An 18,913-nucleotide genomic window follows, 5' to 3' on the forward strand; every position below is an offset into this window, starting at 1 on the left:
ACGCGTGGCCGCGACCGAGGCGGAGGTGCGCGCAGCCCGCGCCCGCGTCGCGCTGGTTGCCGGATTGCTCGAACGCCAGCGCGATCGGCTGGCGCAGGAGCAGGCGCCGCTCGCGCATCTACTGGCAGCGATGCAGGACATGGCGGCGCGGCCCCCCATCGCGGCGGTGGCGCAGCCGGGAACGGTCGCCGACCTGGCGCATGTCCGCGCGGTCTTTTCGACCATCGCTCCCGTCATTGCCGAGCGTTCGGCCAGTATACGGCGTGAACTGGCCGCCACCCGCCGGGTCCAGGCGCAAGCAGCCGTGGCGGCGCAGGCGCTGTCCGCCACCTCCGCCAAGCTGGAGAGCCAGCGTCAGACGCTCGCCCGGCTGGAGGCTCTGCATCGCGGCCGGGCCGATCAGCTGGGACAGAGTGCGATCGACGAATCCAACCGCGCGCTCGCGCTGGGCGAGGCGGCACGCGATATCGTCGACCGGATGGCCGAGCGAGGCACGGCGCAGGCGACGGCCGGCGAACTGGTCCGGTTGGCGGGGCCCGTAGCGCGGCCGCTGGCCCCGGGCGTGAAGGGGCCGGAGATCGCGGCCGGCACCTATCGTCTGCCCGTGCGGGGCCGCGTGGCGGGCGGCTTTGGTGAGATTTCGGATGCCGGTGTGCGGGCGCGGGGCATCACCCTGGCAACCGCGCCATCGGCGACGGTGGTAGCGCCTGCGGCCGGGACGGTCCGCTATGCCGCCCCGTTCCGGGGCTATGGCGGGATCGTCATCCTCGACCATGGCGAGGGCTGGACCAGCCTTGTGACTGGGCTGGGCGGCATCGCCGTGCACTCGGGGGAGCGGGTCGAAACCGGCGCGGTGCTAGGTCGCGCCGGCGGTGGTCGGGGCGGCGCCGCGCCGCGCGTCACGGTGGAGCTGCGCCGCGATGGCCGTCCGATGGACATTGCCGCGCTGCTGGGGTGAGGGGGGTGTAGGCTTGGGCGTCGCTCGGCGCGAATGATTGTGAGGATCGGGCCGAAAGCGCAGATGGACGCACGCCCCCACATCCGTTCAGCCTGAGCGTAGTCGAAGACTAAGGGAATCCGCACCCCACCCGCTCAGCCCCCGTTCAGCACGGTTGCGCTTTGATTGCAGCCGGCTTCCGGTTACAAAGGCCGCCATATTCCCTGGTCCAGGACCCTCGATGCCCCGTCCGCTTGTAAAACGTCCGTTTCTGACTGCTACTGCGATCGTCGGCGCGCTTGCCATGGTGCCGATCACGACCTCCGCGATGGCCGCCGTCGACAGCTCCACCGTGCGCCAGTTCGATCGCTTTCTCGACGTCTATAACCGGATCAAGGCCGATTATGTCGATAAGGTCGATGACGACACGCTGATCAAAGGCGCGATCCAGGGGATGCTCGCTGCGCTCGATCCGCATAGCAGCTATGTCGACGCGCTCGACTTCGACAACCTCAAGATTCAGACCGAGGGCAATTATGGCGGCCTGGGCCTGACCGTCTCGATGGAGGATGGCGCGATCAAGGTCATCGCGCCGCAGGAGGATACGCCAGCGGGCCGCGCCGGCGTGAAGTCGGGCGATTACATCACCCATATCGACGGCAAGCTGATCTACGGCCAGTCGCTCGACGAGGCGATCGGCCAGATGCGCGGCAAGCCCGGCACCAAGATCCGCCTGACGCTCGTCCGCCCCGGTCGCGACAAGCCGATCGAACTGACTCTGACCCGCGAGGTCATCGTCCAGCGCCCAGTGAAGTGGGAGGTGAAGGGCGATGTCGGCTATATCAACATCAACACCTTCTCCGAAAATACCGGCGCCGACACGCGCGGGGCGATCATGGCGATCGACAAGGCGCTGGGGCACCGGCCGCTTGGCTATGTCGTCGATCTGCGTGACAATGGCGGCGGGTTGCTGACCCAGGCGATCGCGGTCAGCGACGCCTTCCTCGATCACGGCGAGATCGTGTCGCAGCGCGGTCGCGAGAAGTCGGACATCGAGCGCTATTACGCCAAGCCCGGCGACGATGCGCACGGCCTGCCCATCATCGTGCTGACCAACTCCGGCACCGCCTCCGCCTCGGAGATTGTCGCGGGCGCGCTGCAGGATCATCACCGCGCGATCGTCATGGGTGAGCGCAGCTTCGGCAAGGGCTCGGTGCAGACGCTGCTGCCGCTTGGCCCCGAAACCGCGCTGCGCCTGACCACCGCGCGCTACTATACCCCCTCGGGCCGGTCGGTGCAGGAGGGCGGGATCGAGCCGGACATCAAGGTGCCGCAGATTTCCGATCCCGATTACAAGACGCGCCCCGTCTTCCGCGAGGCCGATCTGCGCCGCCACCTGATCAACGAGGTGAAGGCCGACAACAAAATCCTGGAAGAGGATAACAAGGACGATCCGCGCTTCGCCGCCACGCCCGAGGCGCTGAAGAAGCAGGGGGTCGAGGACTTCCAGCTTTATTATGCGCTGAAGACCATCGCCCGCTTGGGCGGCCCCGCCCAGGTCGCCGCCGCGACCAAGCCGCCGGTGAAGTGACGATGGCCGTGCCCCGCACCCGCAACGAATGCATGGCGAACTGGATCGCCTTGCTGCTGCCCGCCGCGCTGCTGGCCGGTGCCTGGGGTAGTCAACTGATCGGCGGACTGTATCCGTGCGAGATGTGCCATTGGCAGCGCTGGCCGCATTATGCCGCACTGGTGCCCGCGCTCCTCGCCTTCTTCGTGCCGCAGCGGAGCATTCGCGGATCGCTTGTCATCCTTGCCGCGTTGTTGATTGCAGTGTCGGGGGCGATTGGTGTGGCGCATGCCGGGGTCGAATATGGCTGGTGGCAGGGCTTCACCGCCTGCACCTCGACCGTGGATTTGACGGGATTGAGCGCGACCGACCGGCTGAACGCCATCATGAAGGCGCCGGTCATCCGCTGCGACGTGGCGCAATGGACGCTGGGCGGCATTTCGCTGGCCGGGTTCAACGCGATCTTCTCGCTGGGCGGTGCGGTGGCGATCCTGTTATTGATGAGGAAGGCGCGATGAGCCAGCTTCGCTGGATGCCGGGCGACCGGCGCGAACCGATGAAGGCGATGGTCCGGGTGGACCAGGCCGGGGAATATGGCGCGACCCGCATCTATGCCGGGCAGCTCGCGGTGCTGGGTGACCGGCACCCCGCCTCGCGTGCGATCCATCACATGGCCGAGCAGGAAGAACGCCACCGCGCCTTTTTCGATCGGATGATCGCCGAGCGCCGCGTGCGGCCGACGCTGTTCCAGCCCTTTTGGGACAAGGCGGGCTTCGCATTGGGCGCCATCACCGCGGCGATCAGTCCCAAGGCGGCGATGGCCTGCACCGCGGCGGTCGAGACCGAGATCGACAAACATTATCAGGCACAGCTTGACGAGCTGGGCGACAGCGATCCCGAATTGTCGGAGGCGATCGCCGATTTCCAGGCCGAGGAACTGGAGCATCGCGACCATGCGCTGGGCGCGGGCGCGGAGGAGGCGATCGCCTATCCGCTGCTATACGGCATGATCCGGGCGGGCTGCAAACTCGCCATCGCTGCGGCCAAGCGTATCTGAGCCGGACCAACGGGAGAGAGAGGATGATGAACCGGACCTGGGCCGCAGTCCTGCTGGCCACCCTCACCATGACCGGCACCGCGACGGCGCAGCAGATCGCCGCCCCCGGCGCGATCAAGCCCAAGCCGATCGAAGGGCCGGGCGAGGTATCGCGTAATGCGCCGGTCAATGGCGTGCTGACCCTGTTCGGCAATGAGCGCTGCCCGACCGACAATAACGGCAATGAGATCGTCGTCTGCGTCCGGCGCGGGGCCGAGGAACAGTTCCGCGTGCCCAAGGAACTGCGCGAGCTTCAGGTGACGCCCGAAAATGAAAGCTGGGCGGTGCGCGCCACGGGTACGGTGAACGAGGGCGTGGGCGTCAACAGCATCGGAAGCTGCTCGGCGGTCGGCGCGGGCGGCGCCACCGGCTGTTTCGCCCAGCGCGTCCGCGAGAACCGCGCGGCCAATGCCGATCGCCGGCGGCAGGAGGAAGCGGGCAACCGCTGATCGCGTTACGGTTTCCTTCGGGGGCGGCGTACTGGCTCGCTGACCGAGACACCCCTCCGTCGAGCCTGCGGCCTGCCACCTCCCCTTACAGGGGAGGATGAACATCTCTCCCTCCGTTCAGCCTGAGCGAAGTCGAAGGCCACGGAGCGCACTGACCGACGCGCCCATGGCAAGGCCGACGGCATATCGGCATCAGGCGAGGACAGGGCATAGGCTTCGACTTCGCTCAGCGTGAACGGGTTTGATGCCTGGGCGGAGAGCCGAGCGGAAGCTGTAGAATCTTACGCCGCCACCGCTTCCACCCGCCGTGCCTGCGCCATCCGGTTCATGGCGATCGTGCGGGCGGCGTCATGCGGCGTCATCCCCTCACGCGCCGCCAGCGCGAGCGTGGTCTTCAGCCGCTGTCCCACATTCGTCACCCGCTGCCGCACCTCGGATGCGTTCCAGCCGAGATATTCGCCCGCGACATTGATGATCCCGCCGGCATTGACCAGGAAATCCGGCGCATAAAGCACGTCACGTTCCGCCAGGCGGACGGCCATGTCATCGTTCGCCAGCTGGTTATTGGCCGCGCCGCACACGACCGGTGCCCGCAGTTGCACGACCGTCTCCACATCCAGCACGCCGCCCAAGGCGCAGGGCGCGAACACGTCCGCCCGGGCGCTCAACAAGGCCTTGCTGCTCATGACCATCGCGCCGAACCGGTCGGCGGCACGCGCCGCAACTTCGCTGCGCGGTTCGGCGACGATCAGCTTCGCGCCCATGTCATGCAGCAATTCGCACAGCGCGAAGCCGACATGGCCGAGCCCTTGAACCGCCACCGTCACCTCGGACAGATCGGCGTCCAGCCGGTACCGCACCGCGACCCGCATCGCGTTCGCCACACCCAGCGCGGTCCAGGGCGAGGGGTCGCCACCCGGTCGACCGTCGCGTAGCGGAAGGCCGGCGACATGGCGCGTCTGGCTCGCCACCACCTCCATATCCTCGACACTCGTCCCGACATCCTCGGCGGTGACATAGCGACCCTTCAGATCGCGCACCGCACGGCCAAAGACGCGGAACAGCGCGGCGCGGTCATGCGGTCGCTCGGGGCTGCGCAGCACCGCCTTGCCGCCGCCAAACGGCAATTCGGCGAGCGCATTCTTCAGCGCCATGCCCTCCGCCAGCCGCAGCGCATCGACCACCGCGTCCTGATCGCTGGCATAGCGCCACAGGCGGCACCCGCCGGCCGCCGGCCCCAGTGCCGTCGAGTGCAGGACGATGACCCCGCTCGCCCCGGTCTCGGCATCGCGGAACGGCACCACCTCTTCGGGCGGCAGGCTGTGCGGGTCGTGGGGCAATCGCATCGTCTGGTTCCTCAATCTGATGGAGGGAATCTAGCGGAGGATGCGAAAAGAAACCGGTCGCAATATAGGAGTGGAGCGGCGGATGGGGGATAGATCATCCCCCTGGATCGGCTTATGAGGATGATCATGCCGCATGAGCTAGATATATGGGAACGTCGTATTCTCGCTTTGCTGCAAGAGGACGCGAGTCTGTCGACGGCGGCGATCGCCGAGGCGGTGGGGCTTTCCGCCTCGCCCTGCTGGCGGCGGATCGACCGGCTGGAGCGCGACGGGATCATCAAGCGGCGGGTGGCGCTGGTCGATCGGACCAAGATTGGGCTTAAGGCGCAGATTTTCGCGCAGGTGAAGCTGAACGCGCATGGCCGCGCCAATCTCGATAAATTCACCGCTGCGATCCGCGAGGTGCCCGAGGTCATGGAATGCCATGTCTTGATGGGCTCGGTCGATTTCATGCTGCGGATCGTCGCGGCCGATATCGAGTCCTATGAGCGGCTGTTCTTCGAACGGTTGTCCAACCTGCCCGGCGTGCAGGAGATCAATTCGACGGTCGCCTTGTCGGAGATCAAGTCGACGACGTCGTTGCCCATCCCGGATGGGCGCGGGGGATAAGGCCGTTCTTCATCCTCCCAGTAAGGGGAGGGCGCTATGCGAATTATCGTGGAGGGGTGTCGCGGGTCGCGCGCAGAGTCTGTCCGGGCCGGCGGTGACACCCCTCCGCTAGGCCCTCGGCGCGCGATCTCCCCTTACAGGGGAGGATGAAGAAGGTTGTCTCGCCGGTGGTGCGCCGATACGGCCCCGAGCGAACAGCAAGAGGCAGGGGCTATGGCACGCTGGCAAGGCTTGGGAGGGCTCCGGTTCGGGCTGTTCCTGTTGGTCTGGTTCTCCGCTGCGTGGTTCGGCTCGTGGGAGCTCAACCCCAATAACGCCACCCGCCTGTTCGCCGCGATCCGGATGGTCGAGGATAGCACCGCGACCATCGATCCCTTCGCGCCGCTGACCATCGACAAGGCGCAGTTCGGGGCCCATGCCTATCTCGACAAGGCGCCGGGCATGACGCTGATGGCGATGCCGGCGGTGGCGATGACGAATGCGGTGATGGGCGACCGGGCAGATCGGCACATGCCGAGCGCCGCCGACCTGGGCTTTGTCGATTATCTGAAGCTGCGGACGCGGGTCGCGGCCGCCACCGGATCGGCCCTGTTGACCGCCATCGCGGCAGTGATGCTGTTCGATCTCGCCCTGACCGTCACCGGGAGTATCGGGGCGGCGCTGTTTGCGGCGCAGGGTTACGCGCTCGGAACGCCGATCTGGGGCTATTCCACGACGTTGCTGGGCCATGCGGCGGTCGCGGCGCTGTTCGTCATCGCGCTGGCCGGCGTGGCGCGAGGTGGCGGACGCTGGCTGGCGGTAGCCGGGCTGGCGCTGGGCTGGGCGGTGGTGGTCGAGTATCAGGCGGTGTTGGCGGGATCGGTCATCGGCGCCTGGGCGCTGTGGCGGCATCGCGCGCGGCCGCGATCGCTTTGGCCATTCCTGGCCGCCGGGCTGATCGGCGTGATGCCGCTGTTCGCCTATAATCTCTTCGCTTTCGGCACGCCGTTCCGGATCGGCTATTCGGGCGTCGTCGGGTTCGAGGGGATGCAGCAGGGGCTGTTCGGGCTGACCGTGCCGCATATCGCGGTGCTGCGCGAAATCCTGATCGGCCCGACGCGCGGGCTGATCTGGGTCGCACCGGTCCTGATCCTGGCGCCGGTCGGGCTGTGGCAATTGGCCGAGGCGCGGGAGACGCGCGGGCTGGCGTTGACCGCCGCCGGGGTGGCGATCGTCGCGTTGCTGGTCAACGCGGCCTATGTCTATTGGGACGGCGGCAATGCCACGGGCCCGCGTCACGCCATGCCGCTGGCCGGGGTGGCGGCACTGGGGCTGGCGCCGGTCTGGGCGTCACTGCGTCGGGCATGGCAGCGCGCGGGCCTCGCCCTCCTGCTGGCGGGATCGATCGCGATCAATCTGACGATCGCGGCGGCCGAGATTTTCGCGCCGCCGGAATATCGCTGGGCCTGGTGGCAAGCGGTGATCCAGCTGCGCTTCCGGGTCGGCGACCTGCGCACCATCCCCTCCGAATGGTGGGGGTGGTCGACATGGAATGGGCTATATCTATGGGCCGCGGTCGCGATCCCGCTGGCGGCGTGGCTGGTTCAGCGCGCGTGGCGCTTGAGCCCGCGCACCCGGTGCCAGACATAAAAAGCGATCAACGCGACCAGCACGATCCCGATCGCCAGGTCGGCACGGTGGAAAAAGGCTTTTACGCGCGGGTCCGAATCCCATTTCTCGCCCAGTTCGCGCCCGACGATCGCCAGCACCAGACAGAAAGGCCAACTGCCGATAAAGGTATAGAGGTGGAAAGGCACGAGCTTCATCCGCGCCACGCCCGCCGGAAAGGCGATGAAGGTGCGGATGACCGGCAGCAACCGCCCGATCAGCACCGCGATCGAACCATAGCGTGCGAAGAAGCGATCGGCGGCGTCCAGCTCGCCCGGCCCGATCAATAGATATTTGCCCCAGCGCTCCGCCACCGGCCGGCCGCCGCGCTTGCCGATCTCATAGGCAACGACCGAGCCCAGATTGCACCCCAGCGCGCCCGCCGTCGCGGCGAGGTAGAGGTTGAACTGACCGGTCGACACCAGATAGCCGGCGAACGGCATGATGATTTCCGAGGGCAGCGGAATGCAGGCGCTCTCGATCGCCATCAGCAGCATGATGCCCAGATAGCCGCCCGTCGAGATGACCCAGATGGCGAAGCTCGCCAGCGCGGAAAGAATATGTTCGACCATGGGGCCAGCGACTTGCGCGATCCCCCGGCGGCGGTCAATCGGAACCGCGCGCGGGAGCGATCGGTTTGGGACGGCATGACCAAGCTGACCCTGAATGACGGCCGCAGCCTGCCCCAATTGGGGCTGGGCACCTATCAAATCCCGGACTCGCAGGTCGCCGCCGTGGTGCGGCGTGGGCTCGATACCGGATACCAATTGGTCGACACCGCCGCCATCTATGGCAATGAACGTGGCGTCGGCGATGGGCTTCGCGGCGAAGCTGCGTTCCTGACCACCAAGCTGTGGAATGATCGCCATCGCGATGCCGTGGCGGCGCTGGACGAGAGCCTGGCGCTATTGGGTGTCGAGGCGGTCGATCTCTATCTGATCCATTGGCCGGTGCCGGCCGAGGATGGCTATGTCGAGGCATGGCAAAGCCTGATCGCGCTTCGCGAGGCGGGCAAGGCCAGGTCGATCGGCGTGTCGAATTTCCTGCCCGAGCATCTCGACCGGATCATTGAAGCGACCGGCGTGGTGCCGGCGGTCAACCAGATCGAACTTCATCCGCGTTTCCAGCAGCGCGAGGCGCGCGCCTATCATGAGGCCAAAGGCATCGTGACCCAGAGCTGGAGTCCGCTGGGGCAGGGCGGCGAATTGCTGACCACGCCGGAGATCGTGGCAATTGCTGAAAAGCATGACCGCTCGACCGCGCAGGTGGTGCTGGCCTGGCATCTGGCGCATGGCCTGTCGGTGATCCCCAAGGCGGCGGATGCAGCGCATATGGCGGACAATTTCGCCGCGACCGAGTTGACGCTGGACGAGGATGATATGGCCGCGATCGATGCGCTGGACGATGCGGACGGGCGGATCGGGCCCGATCCGCGGGAGATGTGAGGGGGCTTAGGCTCCCCGAAAATACCCCGTCCGGTCGACAAAGGCGCGGATTATGGCCGCATCATCATAGGGCAGTTCGATCAATGTCTTGACTGCTGCCCCTTTGTCCCGCGCAGCGTCGTAATAGCGCCGTGCGATCCGATAGCCGACGAAATAGCCGAGATCGCTGACCCCGAAAGGATTCGCGGCACTGTTCCATAGCCAATTGTCGTAATTGTCGCTGGCCATCTCGGCGATGAAGCGCGCCTTGACCTCTGCTTCATGGGCGGGACCATAACGGTAGACCGGCAGTGCGGGTTTGCGGCCGGTTATCCGTTCGGCAACCAGCTCCGCCACGCCTTCGCGCAGCGATTGCTGTAGCAGATTGCCTTGCGTCTCCTGCTGCTGGGTATGAACATATTCGTGGATATTATTCTGTGCGTTGTTGGCGAAGGGGCGGGACCGGAAGAAGGTCGCCAGTCGTGACCGCATCGGCTCGGGAAGCTCCGACACGTCGACCGTCTCATCGCCCAGAGCGAGTTCGGCCCCGATCAGCACCTTGTCGGCCATGGTCGTGCCGCCGGTGCGCAGCACGCCGATGGCATAGGTGATCGAGGCGGGACGGAGTTCGGGATAAAGCCGCCGGAAACGGGCAACATCGGCGTTCAGCGTCGCCACCGCCGCCCGTGACCGGGCCGTCAGCGGGCGGACCGAAGTCCAGAATTTGGGCCAGCGGGCGATGGCGTCGACATATTGCTGATCGGTATAGCGCCGCGCGGCCATCAGGGCATGGAGTCCGGGCGTGCCCGGTTCGATATAGAGAGTGCGGATCAGGTGCAGCCGTTCCGCAGGATCGTCGGTCGCGTTGATCGCATCGAACGCGATCCAGAAGCGGGCGATGTCGCTGTCGATCACCAATGTCGGCGACGCGGGGTGCGATATCGTCTGTGGTACAGGCGCCGCCGCAGCCAAGGCGATGCCGCAGATGGCAGCCCATGCCGTCGCCGCGATGCGAGCCCCCCTCATGCCTGCTTCCTCCCGATCCGTGACACCGTGCCAGGGTTCGATGGAGCGGGACTAAAGTCAAGCGACGGGGCGGAGGCCTATCCGAGCGCGTTCGCCGCCAGCTTCAAATCCTCGACGAACCGCGTATATTCGACCTCCTTCGCCGCCGGATCGGGCAGGCGCAGCAGATAGCTGGGGTGGACGGTGATGAAGGCGGTGCCGCCATCGGGCAGGGTCAGCGCTTTGCCGCGTTCGCGACCGATCGTCATGACCTTGCCGAACAGCGACCGCGCCGCCGTGGCGCCGAGCGCGACCGTGACCTTGGGCTGGATCAGCAGGCGCTCCTGCTCGACCCACCAGCGGCAGGCCTGGATTTCGCCCGCATTGGGTGAGCTGTGGATGCGGCGTTTGCCGCGTGGCTCGAATTTGAAATGCTTGACCGCGTTGGTGACATACGCCGTCGCGCGGTCGATCCCCGCCTCCGCCACTGCACGGTCGAAGACCTGTCCTGCGGGGCCGACAAAGGGGCGGCCGGCCAGATCCTCCTGGTCGCCCGGCTGTTCGCCGACGAACATCAGGGAGGCGTCGACCGGACCTTCGCCGAACACCGTCTGCGTCGCGGGGGCATGGAGCGGGCAGCGGGTGCAGCCCATCGCTTCGTCACGCAACGCCGCCCAGGCCGCCTGTGCATTGCCACCGCGCCCGGACCGGACATCCACTTTCGCCGTATCGATCATCCCCGTCTCCCGTGCCTGCGCGCCTGCGATCAGTTGCGGGACCAACGCGGTTTCCGGCATGTTTTTCCAGTATTTGCGCGGCATCTCCTTGAGCATCGCGCCGATCTTCACACGCGCAGGGTTGAAGATGCTGGCGTAATAGGTCTTCCACACCGCCTCGGTCGGGTCGCCCTCGGGCGCGTCGGCCTTGCTGGCACCGGGGCCCTCGGACAGCGTCTTGCCGTCCCAGTGCAGCGATACCTCGGGCGTCAGGATCGACCAGCGCATGATGGTGAAGCGGTTGACGAAGAAGGCCGCATTGGCGCGGACGATGTGATGTTCGGGCTCGAACCAGGCGACATAGCGCGGGCCGTCATCATCCTCGGTTTCGCGGAAGCGCAGGAAGGCGCGCATCTTGTGGATGTCGCGCCGCACCGCCTTGGTCAGCCGGTCGAGACGGCGAATCAGCGGATCGGCCTGATCCTCTATCAGTCGGGGTTGTCTGAGCAGCCGGTCGAGCGCGGTGTGGAGCAGTGCGAAACGTTCGGGATCGTTGGACAGGATGACGCTGCGTGCAAGGTCGATAAAGGCGCGGGAGACGTTGAAGCGGGGGGCGGCGGTGGTCGTGCTGTCGTCGGCGACCGTGCCGAACAGGTCGTCGGGCTGCTCGCCCACCTGCCACACGACCTGATCGGGGGGCACGCTGTCGGCGATCAGACCGCGCGCCGCGTCGCGCCAGGCGTCGAAGTCGTCGGGGGCGGGGAGGGTTATGATGCGCATGGCGCTTCAATCCTCCCCGGTACGGGGAGGTGGCAGGCCGAAGGCCTGACGGAGGGGGTGTGCGGCAAAGGTCATCCCCTGTGGCTCTCCCCCTCCACCATGCTCCGCATGGTCCCCCTCCCCGTGCCGGGGAGGATTAAGGTCCGTCCAAATCAATCGCGCTCGTCTCCACCGGGCGGGTTGGCCTTGGCTTCCTTCGCCTCGATGGGCTTACGCTCTTCGTAAATCTCGGCCAGCTTTTCCTCCGTCGCGTCGTCGAGCTCCTTCTCGGCGGCGGGGAACATCTCTTCCTCTTCCTCATCGATATGATGTTCATAGCGATGGCGCATATGGAAGAACTTGGACTCCCATTCGTCCGAGGCGAAGTCGAGGTCCATCATCTCGCCGAGCAGATCGTCGATCTCCTTATGCTCGGACACCGAATGGCGGGCGTCATCGCGCAGTTCGGGCTCGCCCAGCATGGTGGCATAAAGTGATTCTTCCTCGGCGGCGGCGTGGCTCTGAATCTCGATGCGGAACGCCTCGAACAGCTTCTTGCGCTTGGCGCCGTCACCCTTCAGCTCGGCGAGTTCCTTCAGCATCTCACGCTGCTTGTCGTGGTCGCGCTTCAGATCGGCATAGATATCGGCGGTGGCCATGATCGAATCTCCTTCGCGAGGCCCAACGGCGAAGCGCGGCGGGCGTTTCATCCGCGAGTCACTCTCACTCAAGCGAAAAGTTCGAGCTGTTCCCGCTTGGGTTTGACCAAGGGTTTCAAATCCGCCCGCTCGGCCAGCGCGACCGGGCGCCAGTCCTCGGTGATCAGGAAAGGGCGGAGCTTGGCGATCGACACGGTCAGCCGCCCGACATCCTCCAGCCGCAGCCGCCGCCATTGGCGCGAGGCGATGATCCGATCGACCGCCTTCACCCCCAGGCCGGGAACGCGCAGCAGCATCTCACGAGGCGCGCGGTTCACGTCCACGGGGAAATGCTGACGGAATTTCAGCGCCCAGGCGAGCTTGGGATCGATATCGAGCGGCAGCATGCCCGTCGCCTCATCGGCGGCGGCGGCCACTTCGCGCGGTTGATAGTCGTAGAAGCGCATCAGCCAGTCGGACTGGTACAGCCGATGCTCGCGCATCAGCGGCGGACGTTGCAGCGGCAGCACGGCGGAGGCATCGGGGATCGGGCTGAACGCCGAATAATAGACGCGGCGCAGACGGAAACGATCATAGAGCGTCGCGGCGCGCCCGACGATATCGCGGTCGGTGGCGGCATCGGCGCCGACGATCATCTGGGTCGACTGGCCCGCAGGCGCGAAGCCGGGGGCGGATTTGTACTTCTTGGCCGCGTCCTGCCGATCGTCGATCGCGGTCTTCACATCGGCCATCGCGCCTTCGATGCGGGTGGCGTCCTTTTCGGGGGCGAGGCGCTTGAGCCCGCCGACCGTCGGCAGCTCGACATTGATCGACACACGATCGGCATGGACCCCCGCCAGTCGGACCAGTTCGGGATCGGCATCGGGGATCGTCTTCAGGTGTATATAGCCGCGAAAGCCATGATCCTCCCGCAGGGACCGTGCGACCTCGACGATCTGCTCCATCGTATAGTTGGATGATTTGATGATGCCCGAGGAGAGGAATAGCCCCTCGATATAATTACGCCGGTAAAAGGCCAGCGTCAGGTTCACCACCTCCTGCGCCGTGAAGCGCGCACGGCGGACATTGGAGGACTTGCGATTGATGCAATAATGGCAGTCGAAGATGCAGCTATTGGTCAGCAGGATCTTCAACAGCGAGATGCAGCGGCCATCGGGCGCATAGGCGTGGCAGATCCCCATCCCCTCGGTCGATCCGATCCCCTTGCCGTCGCGGCTGTTGCGTTTGGACGTGCCCGAAGAGGCGCAGGATGCGTCATATTTCGCGGCATCGGCCAGGATCGCCAGCTTCTCACGGGTATCGAGTTGCGCCATTTGTTCGATATACGTTCTCATGTGCGCAGCGACAAGCGGAACCCCGCCGGTCATCGACCGTACAGACCATCTGATCTATCGCGCGGGCGTTTCGAGGGGAGACGGGTGATGCGGAAGGTGATGATCGCGCTGGCTCTGGTCGGGGCCAGTGGTCCGGTGACGGCGCAGGGCGTGTCGACCAAGACGACGACCGTCGACTATGAATTCGGCTATAGTTATCCCGCCGCCGCCGCGCGCATTCCGGGTATGAAATCCTGGCTGGAGGCCGAGAAGGCGCGCATCCGCTCAAAGACAGCGCGGGACGGAGCCGCCGGGCGGCGCGAGGCGGCAAAGTCCGGCTATCCCTATCGCCGCTATTCCTATGAAAAGACGTGGAAGCTGGTGACGGACACGCCGCGCTTCCTCAGCCTGTCGGGCGAGAGCTATGACTATACCGGCGGCGCACACGGCCAGCCGGCATCCTCGACGGTGCTGTGGGACAAGAAGGCCGGGCGTGCCTTGGCCTCCAAGGCGATTTTCGCTTCGCTGCCCGCGCTTCAGGCCGCGATCCGTACCGATTATTGCGGCAAGCTCAAGATCGAGCAGCGGCGGCGCAATGCGGGCGATGTGTCGTCGATGAACATCTGCCCGCCGGTCAAGGACCTCACCGTGCTGTTGGGGTCCACCAATGGCCGCGCGATCGACCGCATCGGCCTGATCGCCGATCCCTATGTCGCCGGCTCCTATGCCGAGGGATTTTACGAAGTGACCCTGCCCGTGACGCGGGCGATCGTCGCGGCGGTGAAGCCGGAATATCGCAACAGTTTCGCTGTGCGGTCGTGAAACCTCCCCATCGCGAGCGACATCGGATCGACCGTGCGGGATGGCTGCGCGCGTCGGTGCTCGGCGCCAATGCCGGCCTGTCGTCGACCGCCAGTCTGGCGTCGGCGTGACGGCCAGTGGCGCGCATCGTGTTCCGCGATCCCCGTGCCGCACGGTGCGGCTCTGTGGGGATCGTGGCGGGCGTGTTGGCCTGTCTGGCCGCACTCGGTGCAGTCAGCGCGATCGCGGGCGGGGCCAATCCGTCAAATGGTTCCATCCTCGTCCTGATCTGGGGGGCACTGGCGATGTCGGCGACGGCGGCGATCGGGCATCTCGCGGGAAGGGCGTTGTAGGAAGCGAATGATGAATGCGATGAAGCAGCGTTTCGCTGGCCAGTGCCATTGCGGAAAAGTGCTTTTCGAAGCGACGCTGAGCGACGGTTTCCGCACGGTGCGCCGTTGCACATGTTCCTATTGCCGGATGCGGGGCGCTGTTGCCGTTTCGGCGGACATGGGCGGTGTCGTCGTCACCCAGGGAGAGGAATTTCTCACCAGCTATCGCTTCAACACGGTTCAGGCCGAGCATTTCTTCTGTTCGTGCTGCGGTATCTACACCCATCATCAAAGGCGCTCGAACCGGAACCAATATGGCGTCAACGTCGCTTGCCTGGAGGGTGTATCACCGTTCGACTTTCCCGAGGTGCCGGTGAATGACGGCATCAACCATCCGAGTGATACCAAATTGCCCGCGCGACAGGTCGGCATCCTGCTCTTCGTCCCGACGAACGATGCGTTTTGAGAGGGGGGCATGACCCATTCCTCTGCTGGAAGGGAAGGGATAAGGCTTAGCCGCTAACCCCGCCGTCGCCCGCGCCCCTTGGTCATGGGATCGGGCTTTTTGGGCGGTACCCAGCCCACCGGGCGTTCGGGGCGGGATTGGCTGGTGCCCAGTCCCATGGCGCCCGGCCGCTGGCGGGTCAGGCCGCTGGTGTCGACCTCGGCATCCGCCGCGCCACCGCGGAGCAGGTTGATCCGGTCGCGCAGGGCCCGCGCCTCCTCGAAATCGAGGCGTTCGGCGGCCGCCTCCATCTGGCGGCGCAACTCTTCGATATCGGGTCCGGTCATGCCGAGACAAACGCCTCAGGCGGCGATGCGTGCCGCCTCGGTCTCCGCGATCCAGCCGCCGCCCAGCACCCGGTCGCCGTCGTACAGCACCGCCGCCTGGCCTGGCGACACGCCATATTCGGGTGCATCGAAGACCAGCCGGTCGCCGACCATGCGCGCCGGAACCGGCTTGGCCATCGAGCGGACCTTGGCGAAGAGCGGGCCGTCCAGCGGTCCCAATATGTTCATGCCCGTCAGCCGCGCCGCCTCGACCGCCAGCGCGGTGCGCGGGCCGACGACGACGCGCTTGGTGTCGGGCTCCAGCCGGACGACATAGAGCGGCTCGGGGCTGCCGCCGATCTCCAGCCCGCGCCGCTGGCCCACCGTATAGTGAATCAGCCCGCGATGCTCGCCCAGCTTGGCACCGGACAGGTCGATGATGTCGCCCCGCGTATCCGCTTCCGGACGTAATTTTTTGACGAGGCCCGCATAGTCGCCATCGGGGACGAAGCAGATATCCTGGCTGTCGGGCTTGGCCGCGACGCTCAAGGACAGTTCGGCGGCGATCTCGCGCACCCGCGACTTGGGCAGCGCGCCGAGCGGGAAGCGCAGGAAGTTCAACTGCTCCTGGGTGGTGGCGAACAGGAAATAGCTCTGGTCGCGCGCCGGATCGGCCCCACGATGCAGTTCCGCGCCGTGCGTGCCCTCGACCCGGCGAACATAATGGCCGGTCGCCAGGCAGTCGGCGCCCAGGTCGCGCGCCAGCTTCAGCAGGTCGGTGAATTTGGGGCCCATATTGCACTGGACGCATGGGATCGGCGTGCGCCCGGCGAGATATTCATCGGCGAAGCGGTCGACCACCTGGGTCCGAAAACTGTCTTCATGATCAAAGACATAGTGGGCGATGCCCAGCCGGTCGCACACCGCGCGCGCGTCGCGAATGTCGCGGCCGGCGCAGCAGGCCCCGGCGCGGCCTACCGCCTCGCCATGGTCATAGAGTTGCAGGGTGACGCCGATCGTCTCGGCCCCCGTCGCATGGGCGAGGGCGGCGACGACCGAGCTGTCGACCCCGCCCGACATCGCCACCACGATCCGCTTGGCCCGGGGATCGCCCCCAAGCTGAAAATCCACCATCTGCTCCATGGCCGTCCCCATACGCCTTTCGGATGGGTCATGCAAAAAATGCGCTTTGACGAGACGGGTGGGGATGGCCGTCCTTCAAAAAAAGGGGAAGAGTTCACGACCTTTACCGTGTTTTCATATCCGACCAATATGCAGGGGACCTGACCAGATAGGGATGGATTGCGCTTTTGGACCTCAGCTTCAACCGGTTCGATCGGGATACCGAACTCACCGTGTTGCCGCCCGATCTGGCGGTGCTGATGGTCGGGGTTACCGCGCGCCAGGCGGCCAGCCTGACCGCCGCGGTGCAGGCGAGCCTGATGCGCGCTGCCCCCGATCCGGCCCTTTTCGCGCCGCTCGACGGTGCGTTCAACGGCCCCATGGCGCGGGCCTTGACGCAGTGGAGGGCGAGTGAATAGCGAGTGAATGGTGTGTTAACCGCACGGCTATAGGTGATGTTCAAAGGCCCGTGTTCATAAAGGCCCTGGTAAACGATATGGGGTAGGGAGCCCCGACGAGGTTTATGATGATCGAGAACCAGAAGATCCGTCCTGCGAAGGTAATCGGGCCGCTCGGCGAACCGCTGACGCTCGAAACCCTGCCGCCGCCCAGCACGACGCGCTGGGTCGTCCGTCGCAAGGCGGAGGTGGTGGCGGCCGTCAATGGCGGTCTGCTCTCGGTGGATGAGGTGTGCGATCGCTATGGCCTGACGGTCGAGGAGTTCGCCGGATGGCAGCGCGCGATCGATCGTTCGGGCATGCCCGGCCTGCGCGTTACCCGTATCCAGCATTACCGTTCGCTCTACGAACGCCAGCAGAAATATTGACAAATCGAACAACTCGTCGAATCGACGGTACGGGGACGGAACAATAAAGCCCATTCGCACGTCTTCTCCCAGCGTCCCGCTCGCGGGCCCAACGGAGGGAAAGACAATGGGTATTATCCTGTGGCTTATCATCGGTGGTGTCATCGGCTGGCTGGCCAGCATCATCATGCGTACTGATGCCCAGCAGGGCATCTTCCTGAACATCGTCGTCGGTATCGTCGGCGCGTTCATCGGCGGACTGATCTTTGCTGGCGGCTCGATCAACAATGCCGGTCTGTCGCTGTATTCGTTCCTCGTTTCGCTGCTGGGCGCTGTCGTCCTGCTGGCGATCGTGAACGTCGTTCGTCGCGGTCGGGTGCGCTAAGTCGCACACGCCTGACGAAGGAAACAAAAAGGCCGTCCGGGCGACCGGGCGGCCTTTTTTCGTGTTTCGGGTTTGTCGGTGAGGGCCGCGTAGCGAGGGGAAACGTCTTCGCGGTGGCTCCGCATTGCTTCGCGATGCTTGCCATGACGGTGGATGCTTCTGGCTTGACCGGAAGCCAAGGTCGCTATCTCAATCCTGCCCTGTCGTCGGGGGAAACCGCCCCCATGCCGTATAGGCGATGGGGGCGGGATGGGATCAGCCCAGCAGGAAGCGGACCGAGACGTTGACCGTCACGTCGCGTTCGCCGGGGGCGATCTTGGTCTGCGGCATGGCGTCGGCGGCCATCGCGCGCAGCATCATCGGGCGTTCGGGGCCGCCGGCATTCTCGCCATTCTCGGAGATCGACACGATGCGCAACACCCGCATGCCCGCCGCCTTGGCATAGAGTTCGGCACGAGCCCGGGCGCGCTTCACCGCGTCGGCCCGGGCTTCGTCGAGCGCGGCGTCCGGATTGTCGAGCGACAAATTGGGGCCGTCGATCTGATTGGCCCCCTGCGCGACCAGCGCGTCGAGCACGCTGCCCGACTTGGCTATGTCGCGGAAGCGGATGCTCAGCGTGTTGGTCGCCTGATAGCCGGTGATCACGGGCGGCACATTCTCGCCATAGCGATATTGCGGCTGAAGCTGAACGGTCGCGGTCTGGATGTCGCGATCGGCGACGCCGGCGCGCTTCACGGCGGCCAGCACCCGCTGCATCCTTGCGGCATTGTCGGACAGCGCGGCGGCGGCGGTCGGCCCCTGGCTGACCACGCCGGCGCGGATCGTCGCCAGGTCCGGGACCCGGGTGGTGCGGCCCTCGGCTGAAACGTCCAGCACGGTGCCGACGGCGGGGATCAGCGGCTCGACGCTGGTCGGCGCCGGAGCGGTCTGGGCATGCGCGGCACCCGACAGGATGGCGGCGGGGGCCAGCAGGGCGGTCAGCAGAATCTTGTTCATCATTGTCTCCCTTGATGCGGACAAGTCTTTGGCCTGATGCGGCAAAACGTGCGATGAACGCGCTGCGTTCACCTCAGAGCCGCCTTAATTTGGGCATACGCAAAGGCGCTTGAGGAGAGTGATGTATTTCGATAATACAGCATCAAAATGGCGCATCCTGTGTGGTGGAGC

23 protein-coding genes and 1 pseudogene are annotated in these 18,913 nt (G+C 65.7%); 15 read left to right on the forward strand and 9 right to left on the reverse strand.

Translation table 11 applies throughout. The features are described 5' to 3' along the window. From SP6_RS00005 to SP6_RS00025, 5 genes are all read left to right on the forward strand, one after another. A partial coding sequence (locus SP6_RS00005) for a murein hydrolase activator EnvC family protein (RefSeq protein ID WP_042468262.1) occupies positions 1-958 on the forward strand: 958 nt, incomplete at its 5' end. Between the two features lie 220 nt (positions 959-1,178). After that, on the forward strand, positions 1,179-2,528 hold the full coding sequence (locus tag SP6_RS00010) for a S41 family peptidase (protein WP_037569082.1): 1,350 nt from the start codon (positions 1,179-1,181) through the stop codon (positions 2,526-2,528). Between the two features lie 2 nt (positions 2,529-2,530). Further along, entirely contained in the window at positions 2,531-3,025 is a 495-nt protein-coding gene (locus tag SP6_RS00015; protein ID WP_007405678.1) for a disulfide bond formation protein B, read from the forward strand. Continuing rightward, positions 3,022-3,564, forward strand: coding sequence for a demethoxyubiquinone hydroxylase family protein (locus tag SP6_RS00020; protein ID WP_037569080.1), 543 nt, complete (start codon positions 3,022-3,024; stop codon positions 3,562-3,564). The genes SP6_RS00015 and SP6_RS00020 overlap by 4 nt, the downstream gene beginning before the upstream one ends. 26 nt (positions 3,565-3,590) lie before the next feature. Then, positions 3,591-4,052 (forward strand): hypothetical protein, encoded by a 462-nt coding sequence (locus SP6_RS00025; RefSeq protein ID WP_227876532.1) that lies wholly within the window; start codon positions 3,591-3,593, stop codon positions 4,050-4,052. 281 nt (positions 4,053-4,333) lie between these two features. Here the strand turns inward: SP6_RS00025 and SP6_RS00030 are convergent, their stop codons facing one another. Continuing rightward, positions 4,334-5,398 carry a Leu/Phe/Val dehydrogenase gene (locus tag SP6_RS00030; RefSeq protein ID WP_007405655.1) on the reverse strand — a complete coding sequence of 355 codons (1,065 nt, stop codon included), beginning with the start codon at positions 5,396-5,398 and terminating at the stop codon, positions 4,334-4,336. A gap of 126 nt (positions 5,399-5,524) precedes the next feature. Here SP6_RS00030 and SP6_RS00035 point away from each other — a divergent pair, with 126 nt between their 5' ends. Together SP6_RS00035 and SP6_RS00040 are read left to right on the forward strand one after the other, a co-directional pair. Next, on the forward strand, positions 5,525-6,007 hold the full coding sequence (locus SP6_RS00035) for an Lrp/AsnC family transcriptional regulator (protein WP_007405702.1): 483 nt from the start codon (positions 5,525-5,527) through the stop codon (positions 6,005-6,007). A gap of 213 nt (positions 6,008-6,220) precedes the next feature. Continuing rightward, a complete protein-coding gene (locus SP6_RS00040) occupies positions 6,221-7,636 on the forward strand; it encodes a glycosyltransferase family protein (RefSeq protein ID WP_007405638.1) in 1,416 nt (471 codons plus the stop codon). On the opposite strand, the gene SP6_RS00045 is transcribed toward SP6_RS00040, so the two are convergent. Next, positions 7,591-8,226, reverse strand: a complete 636-nt coding sequence (locus tag SP6_RS00045; protein WP_007405712.1) for a DedA family protein — start codon at positions 8,224-8,226, stop codon at positions 7,591-7,593. The two genes, SP6_RS00040 and SP6_RS00045, sit on opposite strands and share 46 nt — an antisense overlap. 75 nt (positions 8,227-8,301) lie before the next feature. Between SP6_RS00045 and SP6_RS00050 the strand changes: the two genes are divergently transcribed. Then, a complete protein-coding gene (locus tag SP6_RS00050) occupies positions 8,302-9,099 on the forward strand; it encodes an aldo/keto reductase (protein WP_042468278.1) in 798 nt (265 codons plus the stop codon). Between the two features lie 6 nt (positions 9,100-9,105). Here the strand turns inward: SP6_RS00050 and SP6_RS00055 are convergent, their stop codons facing one another. The 4 genes from SP6_RS00055 to SP6_RS00070 form a co-directional block, all read right to left on the reverse strand. Next, entirely contained in the window at positions 9,106-10,104 is a 999-nt protein-coding gene (locus SP6_RS00055) for a DUF2268 domain-containing putative Zn-dependent protease (protein WP_042468265.1), read from the reverse strand. Between the two features lie 77 nt (positions 10,105-10,181). Next, positions 10,182-11,579 (reverse strand): UdgX family uracil-DNA binding protein, encoded by a 1,398-nt coding sequence (locus tag SP6_RS00060; RefSeq protein ID WP_007405629.1) that lies wholly within the window; start codon positions 11,577-11,579, stop codon positions 10,182-10,184. 152 nt (positions 11,580-11,731) lie between these two features. Further along, positions 11,732-12,217, reverse strand: a complete 486-nt coding sequence (locus SP6_RS00065; protein WP_007405696.1) for a hemerythrin domain-containing protein — start codon at positions 12,215-12,217, stop codon at positions 11,732-11,734. 68 nt (positions 12,218-12,285) lie between these two features. Further along, a complete protein-coding gene (locus tag SP6_RS00070) occupies positions 12,286-13,530 on the reverse strand; it encodes a putative DNA modification/repair radical SAM protein (RefSeq protein ID WP_007405744.1) in 1,245 nt (414 codons plus the stop codon). A gap of 108 nt (positions 13,531-13,638) precedes the next feature. On the opposite strand from SP6_RS00070, the gene SP6_RS00075 reads away from it, so the two are divergent. The 4 genes and pseudogenes from SP6_RS00075 to SP6_RS00080 all read left to right on the forward strand — a co-directional run bounded on the left by SP6_RS00075 (position 13,639) and on the right by SP6_RS00080 (position 15,129). Next, positions 13,639-14,352, forward strand: coding sequence for a DUF4163 domain-containing protein (locus tag SP6_RS00075; RefSeq protein WP_037569079.1), 714 nt, complete (start codon positions 13,639-13,641; stop codon positions 14,350-14,352). Continuing rightward, positions 14,349-14,476, forward strand: a pseudogene (locus tag SP6_RS21745) (VIT1/CCC1 transporter family protein); the annotation flags it as partial. The gene SP6_RS00075 and the pseudogene SP6_RS21745, both read left to right, overlap by 4 nt. 4 nt (positions 14,477-14,480) lie before the next feature. Then, positions 14,481-14,684: a VIT1/CCC1 transporter family protein gene (locus SP6_RS21405; protein WP_227876531.1), complete on the forward strand. Its 204-nt coding sequence runs from the start codon at positions 14,481-14,483 to the stop codon at positions 14,682-14,684. Between the two features lie 19 nt (positions 14,685-14,703). Continuing rightward, the gene (locus SP6_RS00080) at positions 14,704-15,129 is read left to right on the forward strand and encodes a GFA family protein (protein ID WP_227876530.1); all 426 of its coding nucleotides are present in this window, start codon (positions 14,704-14,706) and stop codon (positions 15,127-15,129) included. A gap of 53 nt (positions 15,130-15,182) precedes the next feature. On the opposite strand, the gene SP6_RS00085 is transcribed toward SP6_RS00080, so the two are convergent. Together SP6_RS00085 and mnmA are read right to left on the reverse strand one after the other, a co-directional pair. Next, complete coding sequence (locus SP6_RS00085) at positions 15,183-15,455, reverse strand: UvrB/UvrC motif-containing protein (RefSeq protein ID WP_007405671.1); 273 nt, start codon at positions 15,453-15,455, stop codon at positions 15,183-15,185. 15 nt (positions 15,456-15,470) lie between these two features. Further along, positions 15,471-16,577, reverse strand: coding sequence for a tRNA 2-thiouridine(34) synthase MnmA (gene mnmA, locus SP6_RS00090; protein ID WP_037569133.1), 1,107 nt, complete (start codon positions 16,575-16,577; stop codon positions 15,471-15,473). Between the two features lie 167 nt (positions 16,578-16,744). Here mnmA and SP6_RS00095 point away from each other — a divergent pair, with 167 nt between their 5' ends. From SP6_RS00095 to SP6_RS00105, 3 genes are all read left to right on the forward strand, one after another. Next, complete coding sequence (locus SP6_RS00095) at positions 16,745-16,975, forward strand: hypothetical protein (RefSeq protein ID WP_007405684.1); 231 nt, start codon at positions 16,745-16,747, stop codon at positions 16,973-16,975. 107 nt (positions 16,976-17,082) lie between these two features. Then, positions 17,083-17,382, forward strand: coding sequence for a CtrA inhibitor SciP (gene sciP / locus SP6_RS00100; RefSeq protein ID WP_037569132.1), 300 nt, complete (start codon positions 17,083-17,085; stop codon positions 17,380-17,382). Positions 17,383-17,488: 106 nt separating this feature from the next. Then, positions 17,489-17,746, forward strand: a complete 258-nt coding sequence (locus SP6_RS00105; RefSeq protein ID WP_007405751.1) for a GlsB/YeaQ/YmgE family stress response membrane protein — start codon at positions 17,489-17,491, stop codon at positions 17,744-17,746. 255 nt (positions 17,747-18,001) lie between these two features. Here the strand turns inward: SP6_RS00105 and SP6_RS00110 are convergent, their stop codons facing one another. Continuing rightward, entirely contained in the window at positions 18,002-18,745 is a 744-nt protein-coding gene (locus SP6_RS00110) for an SIMPL domain-containing protein (protein WP_007405733.1), read from the reverse strand. Between the last annotated feature and the right edge of the window lie 168 nt (positions 18,746-18,913).

Origin of the sequence: Sphingomonas paucimobilis NBRC 13935, from assembly GCF_000739895.2 — a bacterium.
Classification (GTDB): domain Bacteria; phylum Pseudomonadota; class Alphaproteobacteria; order Sphingomonadales; family Sphingomonadaceae; genus Sphingomonas; species Sphingomonas paucimobilis.